Source organism: Brachybacterium sp. GCM10030267, from assembly GCF_042666875.1.
GTDB lineage: Bacteria > Actinomycetota > Actinomycetes > Actinomycetales > Dermabacteraceae > Brachybacterium.
Window position 1 is genome coordinate 14,493 of record NZ_JBHTCX010000003.1, and the last position, 16,827, is coordinate 31,319.

11 protein-coding genes and 1 pseudogene are annotated in these 16,827 nt (G+C 71.3%); 5 read left to right on the forward strand and 7 right to left on the reverse strand.

Annotated elements, in window-relative coordinates:
- Positions 1–50: 50 nt before the first annotated feature.
- A complete protein-coding gene (locus tag ACFQS2_RS02575) occupies positions 51–572 on the reverse strand; it encodes a GNAT family N-acetyltransferase (RefSeq protein ID WP_377792641.1) in 522 nt (173 codons plus the stop codon).
- Positions 569–1,012 carry a GntR family transcriptional regulator gene (locus tag ACFQS2_RS02580; RefSeq protein WP_377792642.1) on the reverse strand — a complete coding sequence of 148 codons (444 nt, stop codon included), beginning with the start codon at positions 1,010–1,012 and terminating at the stop codon, positions 569–571. Before ACFQS2_RS02580 ends, ACFQS2_RS02575 begins: the two co-directional genes overlap by 4 nt.
- Before the next feature lie 267 nt (positions 1,013–1,279).
- Between ACFQS2_RS02580 and ACFQS2_RS02585 the strand changes: the two genes are divergently transcribed.
- The gene (locus tag ACFQS2_RS02585; protein ID WP_377792643.1) at positions 1,280–3,334 is read left to right on the forward strand and encodes a hypothetical protein; all 2,055 of its coding nucleotides are present in this window, start codon (positions 1,280–1,282) and stop codon (positions 3,332–3,334) included.
- Here ACFQS2_RS02585 and ACFQS2_RS02590 read toward each other — a convergent pair.
- From ACFQS2_RS02590 to ACFQS2_RS02600, 3 genes are all read right to left on the reverse strand, one after another.
- A complete protein-coding gene (locus ACFQS2_RS02590; RefSeq protein WP_377792644.1) occupies positions 3,312–4,217 on the reverse strand; it encodes a phosphotransferase in 906 nt (301 codons plus the stop codon). The two genes, ACFQS2_RS02585 and ACFQS2_RS02590, sit on opposite strands and share 23 nt — an antisense overlap.
- Positions 4,218–4,379: 162 nt before the next feature.
- The gene (locus tag ACFQS2_RS02595) at positions 4,380–6,134 is read right to left on the reverse strand and encodes a glycosyltransferase (RefSeq protein ID WP_377792645.1); all 1,755 of its coding nucleotides are present in this window, start codon (positions 6,132–6,134) and stop codon (positions 4,380–4,382) included.
- On the reverse strand, positions 6,131–6,961 hold the full coding sequence (locus ACFQS2_RS02600) for a DUF5926 family protein (RefSeq protein WP_377792646.1): 831 nt from the start codon (positions 6,959–6,961) through the stop codon (positions 6,131–6,133). Before ACFQS2_RS02600 ends, ACFQS2_RS02595 begins: the two co-directional genes overlap by 4 nt.
- A gap of 363 nt (positions 6,962–7,324) precedes the next feature.
- Between ACFQS2_RS02600 and ACFQS2_RS02605 the strand changes: the two genes are divergently transcribed.
- Positions 7,325–10,183 carry an FAD-binding and (Fe-S)-binding domain-containing protein gene (locus tag ACFQS2_RS02605; protein WP_377792647.1) on the forward strand — a complete coding sequence of 953 codons (2,859 nt, stop codon included), beginning with the start codon at positions 7,325–7,327 and terminating at the stop codon, positions 10,181–10,183.
- Between the two features lie 13 nt (positions 10,184–10,196).
- On the opposite strand, the gene ACFQS2_RS02610 is transcribed toward ACFQS2_RS02605, so the two are convergent.
- Together ACFQS2_RS02610 and ACFQS2_RS02615 are read right to left on the reverse strand one after the other, a co-directional pair.
- Positions 10,197–11,906: an NAD-dependent epimerase/dehydratase family protein gene (locus ACFQS2_RS02610; RefSeq protein WP_377792648.1), complete on the reverse strand. Its 1,710-nt coding sequence runs from the start codon at positions 11,904–11,906 to the stop codon at positions 10,197–10,199.
- A 151-nt stretch (positions 11,907–12,057) separates the two neighbouring features.
- Complete coding sequence (locus tag ACFQS2_RS02615; protein WP_377792649.1) at positions 12,058–12,447, reverse strand: hypothetical protein; 390 nt, start codon at positions 12,445–12,447, stop codon at positions 12,058–12,060.
- Between the two features lie 379 nt (positions 12,448–12,826).
- On the opposite strand from ACFQS2_RS02615, the gene ACFQS2_RS02620 reads away from it, so the two are divergent.
- The 3 genes and pseudogenes from ACFQS2_RS02620 to ACFQS2_RS02630 all read left to right on the forward strand — a co-directional run bounded on the left by ACFQS2_RS02620 (position 12,827) and on the right by ACFQS2_RS02630 (position 16,684).
- Entirely contained in the window at positions 12,827–13,801 is a 975-nt protein-coding gene (locus ACFQS2_RS02620; protein ID WP_377792650.1) for a Gfo/Idh/MocA family protein, read from the forward strand.
- Positions 13,802–13,871: 70 nt separating this feature from the next.
- Positions 13,872–14,882, forward strand: a complete 1,011-nt coding sequence (locus ACFQS2_RS02625; protein WP_377015951.1) for a Gfo/Idh/MocA family protein — start codon at positions 13,872–13,874, stop codon at positions 14,880–14,882.
- 238 nt (positions 14,883–15,120) lie between these two features.
- A pseudogene (locus ACFQS2_RS02630) lies at positions 15,121–16,684 on the forward strand (IS1634 family transposase).
- Positions 16,685–16,827 lie beyond the last annotated feature (143 nt).

Below are 16,827 nucleotides of genomic sequence, written 5' to 3' on the forward strand. Positions count from 1 at the left end.
CGTCCGGTTCCCCGGACACATCGGGGTGACGGGGCAGCAACGGGGAGCGGTCAGCGCAGCTCGATCATCCACCGCTCCACGGTGCGCGTCGCGTCGGCCGGGTGGGATTCGTGGTGACCGGTCGCCGTCGCCCCGAGGTGGCGGGCCACGGCGAGCGAGGCCGCATTGGCCGGGGCGATCAGCAGGACGAGTTGGTGGATCCTGGGGTCGGCGCGGGCGACCTCGACCACCGCCGAGGCCACTGCGTGGCCGCCTCCCTGGCCCCGGTGAGCGGCGAGGAGCCAGTACGTCATGGTGGCCTGGTTCCGCGTGAGCCCGGGCGCCCTCGTGTTCAGACCCGCGCCGCCGATCAGCGCCGAGGTTCCGTCGGCGGATCGGCCCGACTCGGTGGCCAGTGCCGCGTACTCACGGATCGGCCCGTCCTCGCGCCACCGGGCGCAGCGGGCCAGGAACGTCGAGAGCGACTCGGCGTCCCACCGGCATCCCGAGATCTCGCGGGCGATGGCCTCGTCCTGGCCCTCGAGAATCGCCGGAGCGTGCTGCGGTCCCAGCGGTTCGAGCCGGATGCTCACGAACCCTGTTCGGCCGGCTCGACGTACTCGGTCTGCTCGGCGGGCTCCTCGCCCTGCCCGCCCAGCGCTTCACGCACCGCCGCCAGGATCGCCATGTCGGTGTGGCCAGCCTCCCGGGCATCGGAGACGACGCCGCGGAACAGCGCCACCAGCGCCGGATCCGCCTCTCCCCCGCCCTCACGCGCCACGGCCGCGGCGTACGCCTCGCTCGCGGACACCGCGCCGGGCGCGACGGTGGTGCCTGCTCCGCGTCTGGTCACGATGATCTCGCCCTCTTCGAGCAGCTTGTAGGCGCGTGCCACCGTGCCCGGGGCCAGACCGAGCTCGCCGGCATAGGCGCGGATCGCGGGCAGCCGGTCCCCCGGCGTCAGCTCACCGCTGCGGACCTGGTCGATGATCTCGCGGCGGACCTGTTCGTACGGCGGGGTCGGGTTCGTCATGGTGACCACGATATGGCTCGTCGGCGCTTCTCCAGCTCAGCGACGCCCGCCCGTCGCGCAACGCCGCCCTGGGCCTCGAAACGCCACCCGAGGCCGCCCTGCCAAGGCCACGAAGGGGACGCCAGCCGAAGCCGCCCTGCATATAGCGGTCCACCTGCGAGAGACGTCCCCTTCGCGAACACGGACGACGCGGGCGCGGTGAGAGATCCGTGGAGGCCCTGTATGGGTCGGGCTTCCGGGCGGCCGGTGCCCCGTAGCATCGTTGTCGTGCCTCACCTCCCGGTTCTCTCCCTGCCCGCTCGTCGCCTGCGCGTCCTGCCGGGCGCGGTGCTGGCCGCGCTGTTCGGCGCCCTGCTGCTGGGCACGACGCCGCCGGCGCAGGCCGACGGACCCGAGGATCCGGTGCGGCTGGTCATCACCACCGCGGGGCTGGGCTGGGAGGACATCTCCGCCGAGGCGACCCCGAACCTGCAGTGCTTGGCGGACCGCTCCGGTGCCGGTGCGATGAACACGACCTCGTCCACGGTGGTCTCCACCGAGCGCCAGGGCTTGGAGACTCTGCACACCGGCTACCGGGGCCTCGCGGAGAAGGCACCGCGCACTGCCGGCATCCCGACCCCGCCCACCGACCAGTGGCAGCAGCTGCCGGTCGAGACCGTCGAGGTCGACGCCGGCGATCGCGAGGCCACCGGCGAGCTGTCTGCGCAGGAGACCACCGCCGTCGCCGACGCCCTCGCGGGCGATGCGATCGTCCAGGTCGACGCCGGGTCGGTGCCCGACCATGACAATCCGGACCGCGCGCAGGACCTGGCCGCGCTGGATGAGACCGTCGGCCGCGTCCTCGAAGCCGCCGGCGGCTGCGACGGCGAGGCCCTCCCCCGCACCCTGCTGGTCTCGGTCGCTGCGACCGATCCGCCGGACCCCGACGAGATGGAGAAGACCGGCGCGGTCGCCTCCCGGACCGTCGGCCTGCAGGTCGCCCTCGATTCGGCCTTCCCCGGCCAGGCGCTGACCAGCGGGGCCACCAAGCAGAACGGCGTGGTGGTGCTGACCGACGTGCTGCCCACGATCCTGGCCTCCTACGGCGCGGAGCCCGACGGGAACATCCCCGGTCAGCCCTTCCGCGGAATCGACCACGGTGACCCCCAGCAGCTCGCCCTGGACCGCTCCCTGGCCGCGGCCGAGGTCGATGCCGCGACCATGCCGGCGCTCGGCTCGTGGTTCGCCCTCGGTGTGATCGGCCTGGTGCTCGTGCTCGTCCCCGGATTCGCACGACGCCCGCGGGTGGCCGCCGTCGGCCGCGCCCTGCTGGCCATCACCCCCTTGGCGCTCGCGGCGGCCCTGTTCGCCTCGGCGGTGCCCTGGTGGCGGGCCGAGAACGACGCGCTCGCGCTGACCGGAGTGATCTGGGCCGGCAGCGCCATCCTGGCGGCGATCTCACTGGCAGGCCCCTGGCGCCGCCACCGGCTGGGACCCGCCGGGGTCTCTGCGGCCCTGGTCGCGCTGCTGATCCTCGGGGAGTCCGCGACCGGGTCGCGGTTCCAGCTCGGCTCCCCGCTCGGGGCGCAGCCGATCTCCGGGGGCCGCTTCTACGGGCTCTCGAACCACCTGTTCGGGATGGTGCTGGCCGCGGCGATGATGGCCCTGCTGTGCCTGTTCGCGGTGGTGGCCACGTCCCGGGCCCGGGTGGTGTGGACGCTCGCCGTCGGCGCAGTGGTCGCGGTGGTGTGCGTGGCCCCCTCGATGGGCGCGGACTTCGGCTCCATGCTGACGACGATCCCGACCTTCGGACTGCTGGCGCTGCTGGTCTCCGGGATCCGGCCACGGCTGTGGCACGTGCTCGCGCTCGGCGCCGGTAGTGTCGTGGCGGTGCTGGGAGTCTCGTTCCTGGACTGGCTGCGGCCCGCGGAGGAGCGCACCCACCTGGGACGGTTCATCGACGAGCTGATCAGCGGCGAGCTGTTCTCCGTGGTCGTACGCAAACTCGCACAGAACATCGGGATGACCACCGGGTACTGGTCCCTCGCGATCCTGATGATCCTCGCCGTGATCGCGTCCGTGGCGATCCTCATGCCGCGCCGGATCGGCTGGCGCCGCCTCGCCGAGCTCGACACGCTCCACCCCGCCTCGTATGCGGTGCGCGTGGCGCTGGTGGCCGGCACCTGGCTCGGGTACGCCGTCAACGACACCGGCCCTGTCCTGGTCGCCGCGATCCTGGGGATCTGGATCGCCTATCTCCCGGCGGTGCTGCCGGATCCGACGCTGCCGTCGGAACGGGACGAACCCGTCGGCGGAGACGTCACCGCTGCCACTCCTCGATGACGCGTTCCAGCGTGCTGCGGCCCAGGGAGCTCATCGCGGGCACCGTCTCCCGGTAGTACCAGACCAGGCCGATGGCCTGCTCGAAGGCCCACGCGAGAGCGCGCCGCCATTCCAGATCGTCGATCTCCAGTCGTTCCCGGAACGCGTCGCGAGCGGACTGGTCCAGCAGGTGGATTCCCACGATCAGATCCAGGGCGCTGTCGGCTGCCGCGAAGCCACCGGTGTCGATCACCCCGGCCAGCCGGCCGCGTGAGACCAGAAGGTTTCCGGGGATGAGGTCCCGATGGCTCATGGTCACGCGGCCGGTCTCCGCAGTGGTGCGCAGCTGGGACCAGACCTGGCGCAGCAGCGGCACGTCGAGCAGGCCGACGCTGCGATCGAGGCACTCGCGCACCCAGTCGTCGTGATCGGTGAGCGATCCTCCGCGGCCCGGTCCCTGGAACCGTCGGCCCCGGGTCTCGGCAGCGCGGAGTGCGGCCACGAGGTCTGCGAGGTCCTCTGCGAACCGCATCGAATCGGCGAGCACGCTCGGTGTGGCGACGGCCCCGGGGACCCGCGTCTGCAGGGACCATGGCCGGTCGAGGCCGCTACCAGGCGTCCCGATGCCGAGCGGGCGCGGCGCGGGCACCGGGCTGATCTCCGCGAACTCCGCTTGTGCTGCCGCTTCGCGTCGCAGCAGGGCGTGGAGCTCGGCGGGGTCGCCCGGCCGCCGCGGGATGCGCGCGATGATCTCGGGGCCGACGGCGACGATCGCGTTGTCGGTCCCGTCCGTCTCCAGCGCCCGGACCTCGAGGTCGGCGAGCCGGGGGAACTGCTCGGCGATGGCCCGCTGTACGGCGCGGAGCGGAACAGGCGAGGATGCGGAGGCACGGGAGGCGGTCATCGGCCGCGAAACTACCGACGCTCCGGCCTCCCGCGAGGGGTTTTCCGCCCCTCGGCTCGATCTCTGCTGTCGAGACCGCTGTAGGTGCCGTTATTGGGTCCCCATAGCGGCAACTGCAGCGGTCTCGACCCGATCGCGGCTCGCGGCTCGCGAGTGACTGGGTCAGTCGGCGTTCTCGGCGTCGACGGCGGCGTGGACGACGAGCGAGGTGTACTCGTCGGGGCTCAGCGGCGGCCGGATCGAGGGCGGCAGCTCCGGTTCGGGGGCACTGAGGTGGGAGGCGATGATGACCGCGTGCTCCGGGCTGAATTCGCCCTCGACCGGTGCGGAGTGCAGCTTCTCGGCGAGCGCGTCGAGATCGACCCCGGCGAGGTAGACGGCGTCGTCGGAGGCGAAGGGCCCGGTCACCGGCAGGGCGCGCAGCCTGCGTCCCAGGGCCTCGACGTCGACGTCTCCGAGTGCGCGGGTCTCGGCGTCGGAGAACTCGCCCTCGACCGGGAGCACGGAGTAATCGTCCCGACGGCGCCTCGCGCGGCGGCCTCGTGCCCGCTGCTCGGCGTTCGCGGGCACCTCGCCCGTCGCCGACCCGTCGGTGACCGCCGGCTGCTCGGTGGACACGGAATCCTCGGCCGGTGCCGGCTGCCCGGTGGACACGGAATCCTCAGTAGGTGCCGGGGCCTCGGGAGCCGCCGGTACGTCAGCGGTCGCGGGATCCGGCGGGATGGCCCAGGCGTCGGCCTCCGGCTCGTCGGCCTCGGGCACGGCCTGTGCGGGCTCGCCCGGACCGGCGGCGAAGGCGTCGGCCGTGTGCCCGTCGGCAGTGCGCGCAGGCGTGATCTGGTCCGCGGACGGTTCGTCGACATCGCCGTCCTGGGCGGAGGTCGGCGCGGCATCGGCAGACTCCTGGGCGGAGATCGGCGCGGCATCGGCAGACTCCTGGGCGGAGGTCGGCACTGCGTCGACAGGCTCCTCGGCGGCCGTCGGCGCGGGGCCGTCCGGCTCCTCGCGCTCGGCGACGGTGGCAGCGGCCGGCGAGGGCGCGATGACGTCGCCGTCGAGGTCGTCCTCGGACGGCGCGCCGGCTTCGTCGGCGTCGAACACGCCGCGGCGCTTGCGGGCCAGGGCGCGCAGCACGTCCCGCAGCTGGGCGGCGCGATGCAGCTGACCGCGCAGGTCACGGCCGGTCGAGCGGTGGTGGAGGTCCGCCTCGATCTCCTTGACCCAGAATCCTGCGGACAGCGCGTCGATGGTCAGCGACGTCTCCACGCCCCAGCCCGGAGCGAGCGGCTGGCAGGCCTCCCAGGTCTCGCGGGTGATGCAGCGGGTCCCGGACAGCGGCTGAGTGGCCTCCCAGCCGGTAGCGCGACGGATGCCGTTGCGGGCGGTGCGCACGACGATGCCCATGCCGGCCGCGCCGTCCTGCGGGGGCAGCAGGGCGACGGCCATGTCGACGCCCTCGCCGAGCACCGCGTCGACCAGCGGCTGGGCCGCGGTGGCGGAGCCCTCCATGTCGGCGTCCAGGAACAGCAGGGCACGCGGGGCGACGTCGGCTCCGATGACGGGCAACGGCCCGGTGTGGCCGGGAGCGCGCGGCTCGGCGTGCAGCTCCTCGGAGAAATCCTCGCCGCCGTCGGCGCGTTCGGCATGCTCGCGGATGGCGACCATCTGCGCACCGGTGGCCATGGCGGCCGCCTTGCCGCGGTTGGTCTTGTGCCGCACCACCAGCGCGTCGGCCCCCATGGCGACGGCGGAGGTGGCGTCGGTGGAGCCGTCGTCGACGGTCACCACCAGGTCGACCCCGACGATGGCGCGGGCGGCCTCGATGGTCGCCTCGATCCGCTCCGCCTCGTTCTTGGCGGGGATCACGACGGCCACCCGCTCGGGGCGGTTCGCCGTCAGCGGCCCCGCGGCGCTCATCGCAGCGTCACCTGCCGGGCCACGATTCCGCCGCGGGCCCGGCGCTCGAGCGCCGTCAGCAGTTCGTCGGTGTTCAGGGCCTCCTCGAAGCGAGCGCGGAAGTCCGCAGCGATCTCCTCGACGGGCTCGACCCCGTGCCCCTTGGGCAGGTCCCACACCGGGATCGACATGCCCTCTGCGCGGAAGGAGCCGACGTACTTGGTGCCCTCACCGATAGCCGATTCGCGGCGGGCGTGCAGGCGGGTGACAGCGTCGATCACGCGGTCCTCATCGGCGTCGAGCACCCAGCGCACGTGCTCCTTGGGTCCGGCGTCGACCCAGTACGCGTGGGGCAGCCCGCCGATCGGTGCGGTGGGCATGATCGACTCGTTGGCCTGCTTGATGGACTGATCGATCTCGCTGGTGCGCTCGGCGTTGGGATCGAGCCAGAAGTCGAAGGTCTCGTGCACGGTGATGGCGAAGTCACCGTCCAGGTCGAGGATCTCCTGCAGACGCGGCGCCTCGTCGTCGAGGGTGACGGTGGTGATCGGGTTGCCGGGCTCGAGGGCGAGGGCGAGCTTGATGGCCTGGCCGATGCCGCGCGAGAGGTCCCCGCCGGGGTAGCCGGCCTGGACGCCGACGGTGACGGTGCCGTCCGTGCGACGCACCGCGGGCCAGGCCATGGGCAGGATGGTCGCCAGTTCCACGTCGGCCGAGCCGTACTCGGCGGTGGTCTTCGCCCTCATGGTCGCCGCCGGGATCAGCTGGCGCATGGCGACCAGGTCTCGTTCGTTCGGCAGCCCCTCGAAGGGACGGCGGACCAGGTCATCGTGCGCGGCGGAATTCATGGGGCGAGTCTACCGATCCCGGGGCACGCTCTCGGGGAGGTGCGGGGTGCGGATCGGGAGTCGGGCCCGCCCCTGTTCCCCTCGTGGCGGCATCGGGTTCTCATCGTGTCCGCGCCCGGTCCTCATCGTGGCGGCGTGAGGTGCTGACCATCCGTGGGACGCTCATCGAGGAGGCCTGGCATATGGCATGGCATCTTCGGATGGCGTCCCCTTCATGGACAGCCACGCGCGCCGGCCTGCGCCTGGTGTCCCGCTGAAGCTCACGAACGGGCACCTGCGCGGCGCGGCGGGGCCACAAGCAGGTTTTCGCGCCAGACGAGATGGTGACTGCCGCTCCGGCGGTCGCGGATATACCGTGAGGCGATGACGCTCGCACCATCGCGCGACACCGGCCGCGCACCATCGCTCGACGCCGACGGCGCGCCCACGCTCGACACCGATGTCGTCGCCCGCCACAAGCTCGCCCACGACGCCTCGCACTACCTGCTGCTGCCCGAGGCCGTCGCTTCTCCGGCCGACGAGGCCCAGGTCGTCGCGCTGCTGCGGCAGGCCACGCAGACCCGTCGGCCGGTCACCTTCCGCTCCGGCGGCACCAGTCTGTCCGGGCAGGCGCAGTCCGACTCCGTCCTGGCTGATGTGCGCCGGAACTTCCGGTCCGTGGAGGTCCTCGACGGCGGCGAGCGCGTGCGCGTCGGCCCCGGGTCGACGCTGCGGCAGGTCAACGCGCACCTCGCCCGCCACGGACGCCGGCTGGGCCCGGACCCGGCCTCGGAGATCGCCTGCACGATCGGCGGGGTGATCGCCAACAATTCGTCGGGGATGGCCGCGGGGATCAGCGAGAACTCCTATCGCACCCTCGAATCGCTGCGGTTCGTGCTGCCCAGCGGCACCGTGGTCGACACCGCCGCCCCGGATGCCGACGCCCGCCTGCGCGAGGACGAGCCGGAGCTGCACGAGGGCCTGGTCCGCCTGAGCCGTCGGGTGCGCGAGGATGCCGAGGCCACGCGGGTCATCCAGGAGCGGTTCGCCCTGAAGAACACGATGGGCTATGGCATCAACGCCCTGCTGGACTTCGAGGAGCCTGCCCAGGTCCTCGCCCACCTGGTCGTCGGCTCCGAGGGAACCCTCGCCTTCGTCTCCTCGGCGGTGTTCCGCACGGTCGCGATCCAGAAGCACATCACCACCGGGCTCATGGTGCTGCCGTCGCTGCAGACGGCCACGGCGGCGCTGCCGGAGGTGGTCGGCGCCGGGTTCGCGACCGCGGAGCTGATGGACGCCCGCTCCCTGACCGTCGCCCAGAACCTCGCGGGGGCGCCCCAGGAGATCCGGGGACTGGACGTCGCCGACCATGCCGCACTCCTGGTCGAGCATCGCAGCGACGACCCGGACGAGCTCGAGCACAAGGCCTCCGAGGCGACCGCGCTGGCCGGCGGCCTCGGGCTGTCGACGCCGCTGGAGATGACCACCGACACCTCCCGCCGGGCCGCGATGTGGACCAGCCGCAAGGGGCTCTACGCCGCGATCGCCGGCGCCCGACCGGAGGGCTCGACCGCGCTGCTGGAGGACGTGGTGGTTCCGGTTCCCGAGCTGGATGAGACCTGCCGCGGCCTGCAGTCCCTGTTCGAACGCCACGGCTATACCGAGTCGGTGATCTTCGGGCACGCCAAGGACGGCAACATCCACTTCCTGCTCAACGAGCGGCTCGGCCAGTCCCAGGACCGACTGGAGGCGTTCACGGAGGACATGGCCGAGCTGGTGCTCGATCACGGCGGCAACCTCAAGGCCGAGCACGGCACGGGCCGGGTCATGGCCCCGTTCGTCGAGCGCCAGTACGGCCCGGAGCTGTACCGGGTGATGCGGGAGATCAAGCAGCTCGTCGACCCCGCCGGGGTCCTCAATCCGGGTGTCCTGCTCACCGATGACCCCTCGGCCCACATGCGCGATCTCAAGCCCGTCATCGGCATCGAGGAGGAAGCCGATCGCTGTGTGGAGTGCGGCTACTGCGAGCCGGTCTGCCCCAGCAAGGACCTCACCCTCACGCCGCGCCAGCGGATCGTGCTGCGACGGGACGCGAACCTCGCCGAGCAGCGCGACGACCTCGCCACGGCGGCGGCGATCCGCGAGGCCTACGAGTACCAGGGCGATCAGACCTGCGCGGCCGACGGGATGTGCGTGACCGCCTGCCCGGTCGACATCAACACCGGTGACCTGGTGCGGCGGCTGCGCGCGGAATCCGCGGAGACCCCGGCGGCCACGGCCTGGAAGGCCGCGTCCTCACGGTGGGCCACGGTCACCCGCGGGGCCTCGGCCGCGATGACCGCGGCCGGCGTGGTGCCCACGGCGCTGCCCCGGGCGGCGACCGACGTCGGCCGAGCTCTGCTCGGTGCGGAGACGGTGCCCGAGTACCGGCCCGAGCTGCCGCGCCGTGGCGGGTCGGTGCGCCGTGCCGGCGGCCGGGGTCGCACCGGGGCCGACGTCAGTGCCGTCTACCTCCCGGCCTGCGTGCACACCATGTTCGGCGCGGCCGAGGAGTCCCGCGGCAGGTGTGGCGGAGGCTGCGGTTGCGGGAGCGGGAGTGGGAGCACGACCGGCGTCCCGGCGTCGCTGACCCTCCTCGCCCAGCGCGCGGGAGTCCGGTTCGCCGTTCCGGACGACGCCGCCTCCCTGTGCTGCGGCACCCCGTTCTCCTCCAAGGGCATGACGGCGGCGAAGGAGCAGATGCGCGAGCGGGTGCGCAACGCCCTGCGCGAGGCCACCGATGGCGGCGAGCTGCCGGTGATCGTCGATGCGGCGAGCTGCACCGAGGGCATCGTCGAGGCCGTGGAAGGCACCGGCATCGAGGTCATCGACGCGATCACCTACGTGCGCCGCCACCTGCTGGACCGCCTCGAGATCCGCGAGCCGGCGCGCTCGGTGACCGTGCATCCCACGTGCTCGACCACCCATCTGGGCGCGAGCGACGATCTGGTCGCGATCGCCGAGGCCTGCGCCGAGGACGTCGTGGTGCCGGTGGAGTGGGGGTGCTGCGCCTACGCGGGGGACCGCGGCATGCTGCATCCGGAGCTGACCGCCTCGGCCACCGCCGCCGAGGCGGCCGAGGTCGCCCGGCGGGAGACGGACTGGTACGTCTCGGCCAACCGCACCTGCGAGCTGGGCATGCAGGCGGCGACCGGCAAGGCGTACCGCCACGTCCTGGAGCTGCTGGCCGCCGTGACGGCGTGACCCCCGGGCTCCGTCAGTCCTGCGGGGTGTCCGTCTCCTGGGGAGTATGGGTCTCCAGATCCCGGCGGAAGGCTCGGCGGCGCGCGTAGGCGTGGACCTGGTCGAGGATCTCGGCCTGCCGCAGCGCGTTCTCGGCGAGCCGGGCGAAGACCTCAGGGTCCAGGCCCAGCAGCTCGGCATTGTCCTGGAGGGTCTGCCAGCCGCCCCGTTTGCCGATCACGGCGCTGCGCATCAGTTCGGTCTCCAGCACCATCGTCATCGGTGAGCGCGTGGCGAGGCGCCCGTTGTTCTTCAGCCGCCCGGCGCGCTCGCCGAGCCAGGCCACGGCCTGCCGGTGCGGCAGCTGCCGGAAGCCGAGATCGTGGATGAGCTCCTCGAGGAACTGCCGCTCCGCCCGGATCTCCTGGCCGACGCTGGACAGCGGCGCGAACACCGGAGTGTCCACGAACGCCGCCGCCATCCGCTCGATGCGTTCCACGCCGGCCGAGGCGCCGGTGAGATGGTCGGAGAGGTAGAGATTCAGCAGGTCCTGCGTGACCTTCTCGGAGATCTGCGGGCGGGGCTCGACGGGCAGATGCCGGGTCGCTCCCCCGGGTGCCGTCTCGCCCACGCGGCCGCTCGGTCCGTCGGCCCGGGCCCCGGCACCGGCCACGGCCGGCACCTGATCGACGGGGAGCTGGGCGCGGCGGACATCGCGCGGCCGCATCGGCACCGAGCCGGCACCGTGGCCGGCGATCATCCCCTCCAGCAGTTCCTCGACCGCCTCGGCGGCGGTGTGGTGGGGCGCCCAGCCCAGTTCCGCCTTCGCTCGTTCGTTGCTCATGACCGGCACGTTCATACCCATGTCGAACCAGCCCTCGTCGGCGGCGAGCAACCGGGCGCGATGGCCGGCGGTGAACGCGGCGCGCACCACCGAGTGGGGGACCTGGAGGAAGCGGCCGTGGTCGACGATGTCGGCCAGCTCCTGCATGCCCAGCAGGTCGTCGGCGCAGATGTTGAAGGCCCCGCGCGCCCCGGTGACCGCGGCAGCTGCGTAGGCGGCGGCGACGTCGGCCGCGTGGACGGCCTGGATCCGCATCCCCGCCGGGAGCGGCAGCACCGGCGGGCGTCCCGCGCGCAGCGCCTGGATGGGCATCCAGGTGCCCAGGAAGTAGCGCTGGATCTGGGAGGCGGCGTCGGACTGGAAGATCAGCGCCGGGCGCAGCCGGGACACGGCGATCTCCGGGTGGGCGTGCTCGAACTCGTCGAGCACGCGCTCCTGGGCGGCCTTGTCGACGCTGTAGTGGGAGGAGCGGATGCCCTCGGTGCCCCAGGTCTCCTCGCGCACCTCGTTGCCGGGCGAGGGCGAGTAGGCGCCGACGGACGAGGCCACCACGAGCCTCGGCACGCCGGCCTCGGCGGCGGCGCGGGCGACGTTCTCGGTGCCGTCCACGTTCACGCGGCGCAGCAGCTCGCGGCGGGTGTTGGGCTGGATCAGCCACGCGAGGTGGATGACGGCGTCCGCGCCCCGGAACGCGCCGGTCAGCTCGGAGACGGCCTGGTCCGGGTCGACGGCGGCGGCGATGTCGATCGAGGCCCAGTCGGCAAAGGAGTAGGGGGCCAGGTCCTGGTCGGGCAGGCGCCGGGCGATGCCGAGGACGGAGGTCACCTCCGGTCGCTGCTGCAGCGCGGCCAGCACGGCCGTTCCGACGTTCCCGGTGGCACCGACGACAGCGACTCTCATGGATCTCTCCCTCGTGAGCGTCACGCACTCGGCGTGACGGGCGGGCGGGTCCTGCTGGAGGTCCCAACCTACGCATCCGGCGTGCGCAGGTGAAGCGCCGGGATCGGCTCTGACCGCTCGGTTCCCCGACCCGCCGCGCCCGGGGACCTATCTACTCGCAGGCACCGTCAGCCACGGGAACGTTGAACAGCCGGATCACGGTGCCGCCCTTGGTCGCATACAGCGCGATGCCCGCACCGTCCTCGCGGCTGGTGGAGAAGCCGTACGTGCCGTTCTTCTGCATCGGCTCCCAGACGGCGTCGAAGCCGTGGTCCTCCAGGACGTCGTTGACGGCGTCGCGGCGCTCCATCCACGTCGACTTCTCCTGCGGGATCGCGGTCTCCGCAGTGGCGTCGCCGGGGGTCCATCGGCAGGTGCCCCGTACGTCCGTCGTGGCCTGCTCCCGGCCATCGGTCCACTGCGCATCGGGGCCGGTGAGCAGTGCGTCCTGCAGCGGAGGGAGCATCTCCTCGCTCATCGCGCGGGCCTGGTCGATCGGCACGGGGGTGGCAGAGCCCGAGCCGCATCCGCAGAGCGTCAGCGCGATCGCGGCGCCGGCGCCGAGCGCGCGCCGCCACCGGGCGCTCAGCCCCGAAGATCCGGATGTCGCCTCTGAACCCGCCACTGTGACTCCTGCGCACAAGGACTTCTGAGATCTGTCCATCGTATCGGCCAGGGACGACGAGACCTGTAGGGCCCGCCAGGTCCGGTAGCTCATTGAATTACGCCATCGGTGTGAGTAACGTGTCATACGACAGAGTGGTCCCTCCAGCGGCCCACATCACCGTCTCGCCCGGGGCCATGGACGCGTCGAGCGGATGCCCGCGTGCTGTCTCGTCCGCGCCGGACAGGGCACCCTCCCCATCCAGGAGCAGAACCACATGACCACTCCCCTGCGGATCGCCGTGCTCAGCGCATGGCACGTCCACGCCGAGGAATACGGCCGCGCCGCCCTCGATCACCCCGAGACCGAGCTCGTCGCCGTCTGGGACGACGACGCCGACCGCGGCCGTGAGCTCGCTGGGAAGCTCGGCGTCGAGGCCACCACGGACCTGGACGCTCTCCTGGCCCGCGACGACCTCGACGGCGTCACCGTCACCGCCGCCACCAGCGACCACGTCGAGCTGATGACCAAGGTGATCGCCGCCGGCAAGCACATCTTCACCGAGAAGCTGCTGGCCCCCACCGTCGAGGGCTGCGACCAGCTGATCAGCGCCGCCCAGGAGGCCGGGGTGCGGGTCACCGTGTCCCTGCCGCGGCTCACCCATGGCTACACCCTCGCCCTGCGCACGATCCTCGACGAGGGCACCCTGGGGCGCCTGACGTACTCGCGGGTGCGCCTGGCCCACAACGGCTCCACCGCCGACTGGCTGCCGGCCCGGTTCTACGACGCCTCCGAGGCGCTCGGCGGGGCCTTCTCCGACCTCGGCGCCCACCCCGTCTACCTCACCCAGCTGATCCTGGGCGAGGAGATCTCCACCGTGCGCTCGACCTACACCGACCAGACCGGTCGTGGGGTCGAGGACAACTCCTCGGTCACCGTCTCCACCCCCGACGGCGCCATCGGCGTCATCGAGACCGGGTTCGTCACCCCGGCCAGCCCGTTCACCATCGAGGTCCACGGCACCGAGGGCTCGGTGCTGTACGGCTTCGAGAACGACGACGAGGGCAACGCCGTGATGCGACTGGGCTCCAGTGAGGGCTGGTCGACGGTCGATGTGCCCGCCGACGACCCGATCCCCTTCGCCCAGTGGGTGGAGTCGATCCGCACCGAGGCCACGATGGAGGAGAACCTCCGCCGGGCACGTGCCCTGACGGCACTGGTGGCCGCTGCGAACGACGACGCCCGCGCCTGAGCCGCACTACCCCGCACGCCGCGCGGCCCCGGATGCCGCGCGGCTCCATATTCTGCAGACAAGGAACACCATGACCATCTCCCTGCCCGTCCGCATCGGCCTCATCGGAGCCGGCGGCATCGCCAACGCCCACATCGCCGGCTACGCGACGATCCCCGAGCGCGTGAAGATCACCGCGATCGCCGACGCCGTACCCGAGACCCTCGCCAAGCGCGTCGAGGAGACCGGCGCCCGCGCCTACACCGACTTCACCGAGCTGGTGAAGGACCCGGAGGTCGACGCCGTCGACATCTGCCTGCCCCACCACCTGCACAAGGCGGCCATCGTGGCCGCCGCCGAGGCCGGCAAGCACATCCTGTGCGAGAAGCCGCTGTGCCTCAGCGCCGACGAGGCCGCTGAGGTGCGCGCCGCCGTCGAGAAGGCGGGCGTGACGCTGATGTGCGCGCACAACCAGCTGTTCATGCCGGCCGTGGCCAAGGCCAAGGAGGTCATCGACTCCGGCGCCCTCGGCGACGTGTACGAGGTGCGCACCACCGACTCGTTCTTCAACAACTTCGACCCCTCCACGATGGGATGGCGCGCCAAGGCCGCCACCAGCGGCGGCGGCGAGTACATCGACACCGGCTACCACCCCACCTACCTGCTGATGCACTTCGCGGGCGCCAAGCCGGTCAAGGCCTTCGCCATGATGTCGACCCACCGCCTGAAGTTCATGGAGGGCGAGGACTCCGCGCAGATCCTGGTGCGCTTCGACAACGGCAGCGTGGGCCAGCTGGTGACCTCCTGGGCCTACGACGCCGCGCCGGGCACCGACCGCTTCAGCGTCGTCGGCGAGAAGGGCTCGCTGAGCTCGGACGGCACCACGCTGCGGGTCAAGATCCGCGGCGAGGACGAGGAGCAGGTCTTCGAGCACGAGGCCGTCAACACCTTCGCCGCCGAGATCGCCGACTTCGTCGAGTGCCTCGAGACGGGCCGTCGCCCGCTGAACACCGAGGCCGAGGGCATCGCGGTGCTCGGCATCATCCTCGCCGCCTACGAGAGTGCACGCACCGGCGAGGCGGTCGACGTCCCGGTGGTCTGAACCGCGGCGACGTTCAACAGCGCCGGCCGGTCCCGATTCGTCGGGGCCGGCCGGTCTGCTGTGGCCAGGCACCGAGGTGGGCGCAACAGTGGCTCGATTCCCGGCGCGGTCGTGCGACCGGGATCCTACCTGACTTGCACAGGTGAGCGCGGATAGCGGCCATCCTGAGTTCATTAGTGCTGGTCAGCACGTTCTCGTTTGTGAGAATGGGTCACTAATGTGGCGGTAGGATCGGGTGATGGCCCCGTTCTTGAGGAAGGTGAAGACAGCCTCCGGTGCGACGGCGGTCCAGGTCGTGGCCAAGGACGGTCGTCGCAACCGGGTCCTCGAGCACCTCGGGTCCGCGCATTCTGAGGCTGAGTTGGCAGCGTTGATGCATCTGGGCCGCGAACGCCTGCATGTGGGGCAGGAAGCGCTCGATCTCGATCTGACCAGCACTACTGCTCCTGGGGCGGGTGTCCTGACTATGCAGGACCGCCGCAGCCGATACCTCGTGGAGGTCCTCGAGGCGGCGTGGCACCGGCTCGGTTTCGAGGTCGTCAATGATGAAGCGTTCTTCCAGCTCGTCGCTGCTCGGCTTATCGAGCCGACCTCGATGAGCGATTCCCGCCGAGTCCTTCGCGAGGTCGGGATCAATCCCGTTCACCGCAACACCTTCCACGCCGCGCTGCGCCGCTGCGGGCAGCGGGAGTACCGCGACATGATCGCGAAGAAGTGCTTTGACCACGTCTGGACCAGCGGTGATGTCTCGTTGGTGCTCTACGACGTCACCACGCTCTACTTCGAGGCGCCAAAGGAGGACGAGCTGCGCAAGGTCGGGTTCAGCAAGGAGCGCCGCGTGGATCCGCAGATCGTGGTCGGACTGCTCGTCGACCGGACCGGGTTCCCACTCGAGATCGGCTGCTACGAGGGAAACAAGGCCGAGACGAAGACGATCGTGCCGATGATCATACAGTTCCAGGCCCGACACGGACTGGCCGACATCGTCGTCGTCGCCGACGCCGGGATGCTCTCGATGGAGAACCTGAACGCGATCGACGAGGCCGGACTGCGGTTCATCGTCGGCTCGAGACCGAAGAAAGCATCCGGTGACCTGGCCAATCACTTCCACTGGCACGGAGACGCGTTCATCGACGGGCAGCTGATAGACACCATCACCCCGCGCCACGGCAACACACGAACCGAGACGAAGTGGTGCCGGCGGGAGCCGGTCTGGGACGCGGAGGAATATCCCGGGCACTGGAGGGCGATCTGGGCCTACTCCCGCAAGCGGGCCATGCACGATGAATACACCCTGACCCAGCAGGAGAACCGGGCCCGCGCCGTGATCGCCGGCGATGCGAGCGTGAAGGGGACCCGGTTCGTCAAGACCACCGCCGCCGGCCGCATCCTCGACGAAGCCTCACTCGAGAAGGCCCGGTCCCTCGCAGGATTGAAGGGTTACGTCACCAAAGGCAGGCGTCATGCCCGCGGCGGAGGTTCTCTCCAGCTACCACGACCTCTGGCACGTGGAGCAGTCGTTCCGAATGAGCACGACAGACCTGCAGGCCAGGCCCATGTTCCACCACCAGCGCGACGCGATCGAAGCCCACCTCACGATCGTGTTCACCGCGCTAGCGATCGCCCGCTACCTCCAGGACGTGACCGGCTACAGCATCCGGAAGATCATCCGGACCCTGAAGCCACTTCTCGAGGTCCAGGTCAACATCGGCGGACACCTCCACACCGCTGTCGATCCCCTCACCGACGACGCTCGCCACATCCTCGATGCGCTCGATGCCCAGGAACCCGTGGGTCACTAAACCTGTGCAAGTCAGGTCGGATTGCACCGCGCGGACTGTCTTCTCCCTACGTGGCAGTCTCGCAATTGAAATGCTGCCGGGTGGCGCCGCAGTCCCGCTGCATCACCGCCCGGCAGCATCGGATCGCATTTCAAACGAGAGTG

Excerpts from the sequence above, each read along its gene's own strand:
- ACFQS2_RS02605 (WP_377792647.1), top strand. The coding sequence starts at position 7,325 with ATGACGCTCGCACCATCGCGCGACACCGGCCGCGCACCATCGCTCGAC.
- ACFQS2_RS02600 (WP_377792646.1), bottom strand. The coding sequence starts at position 6,961 with ATGAATTCCGCCGCGCACGATGACCTGGTCCGCCGTCCCTTCGAGGGG.
- ACFQS2_RS02610 (WP_377792648.1), bottom strand. The coding sequence starts at position 11,906 with ATGAGAGTCGCTGTCGTCGGTGCCACCGGGAACGTCGGAACGGCCGTG.
- ACFQS2_RS02620 (WP_377792650.1), top strand. The coding sequence starts at position 12,827 with ATGACCACTCCCCTGCGGATCGCCGTGCTCAGCGCATGGCACGTCCAC.
- ACFQS2_RS02580 (WP_377792642.1), bottom strand. The coding sequence starts at position 1,012 with ATGACGAACCCGACCCCGCCGTACGAACAGGTCCGCCGCGAGATCATC.
- ACFQS2_RS02590 (WP_377792644.1), bottom strand. The coding sequence starts at position 4,217 with ATGACCGCCTCCCGTGCCTCCGCATCCTCGCCTGTTCCGCTCCGCGCC.
- ACFQS2_RS02595 (WP_377792645.1), bottom strand. The coding sequence starts at position 6,134 with ATGAGCGCCGCGGGGCCGCTGACGGCGAACCGCCCCGAGCGGGTGGCC.
- ACFQS2_RS02625 (WP_377015951.1), top strand. The coding sequence starts at position 13,872 with ATGACCATCTCCCTGCCCGTCCGCATCGGCCTCATCGGAGCCGGCGGC.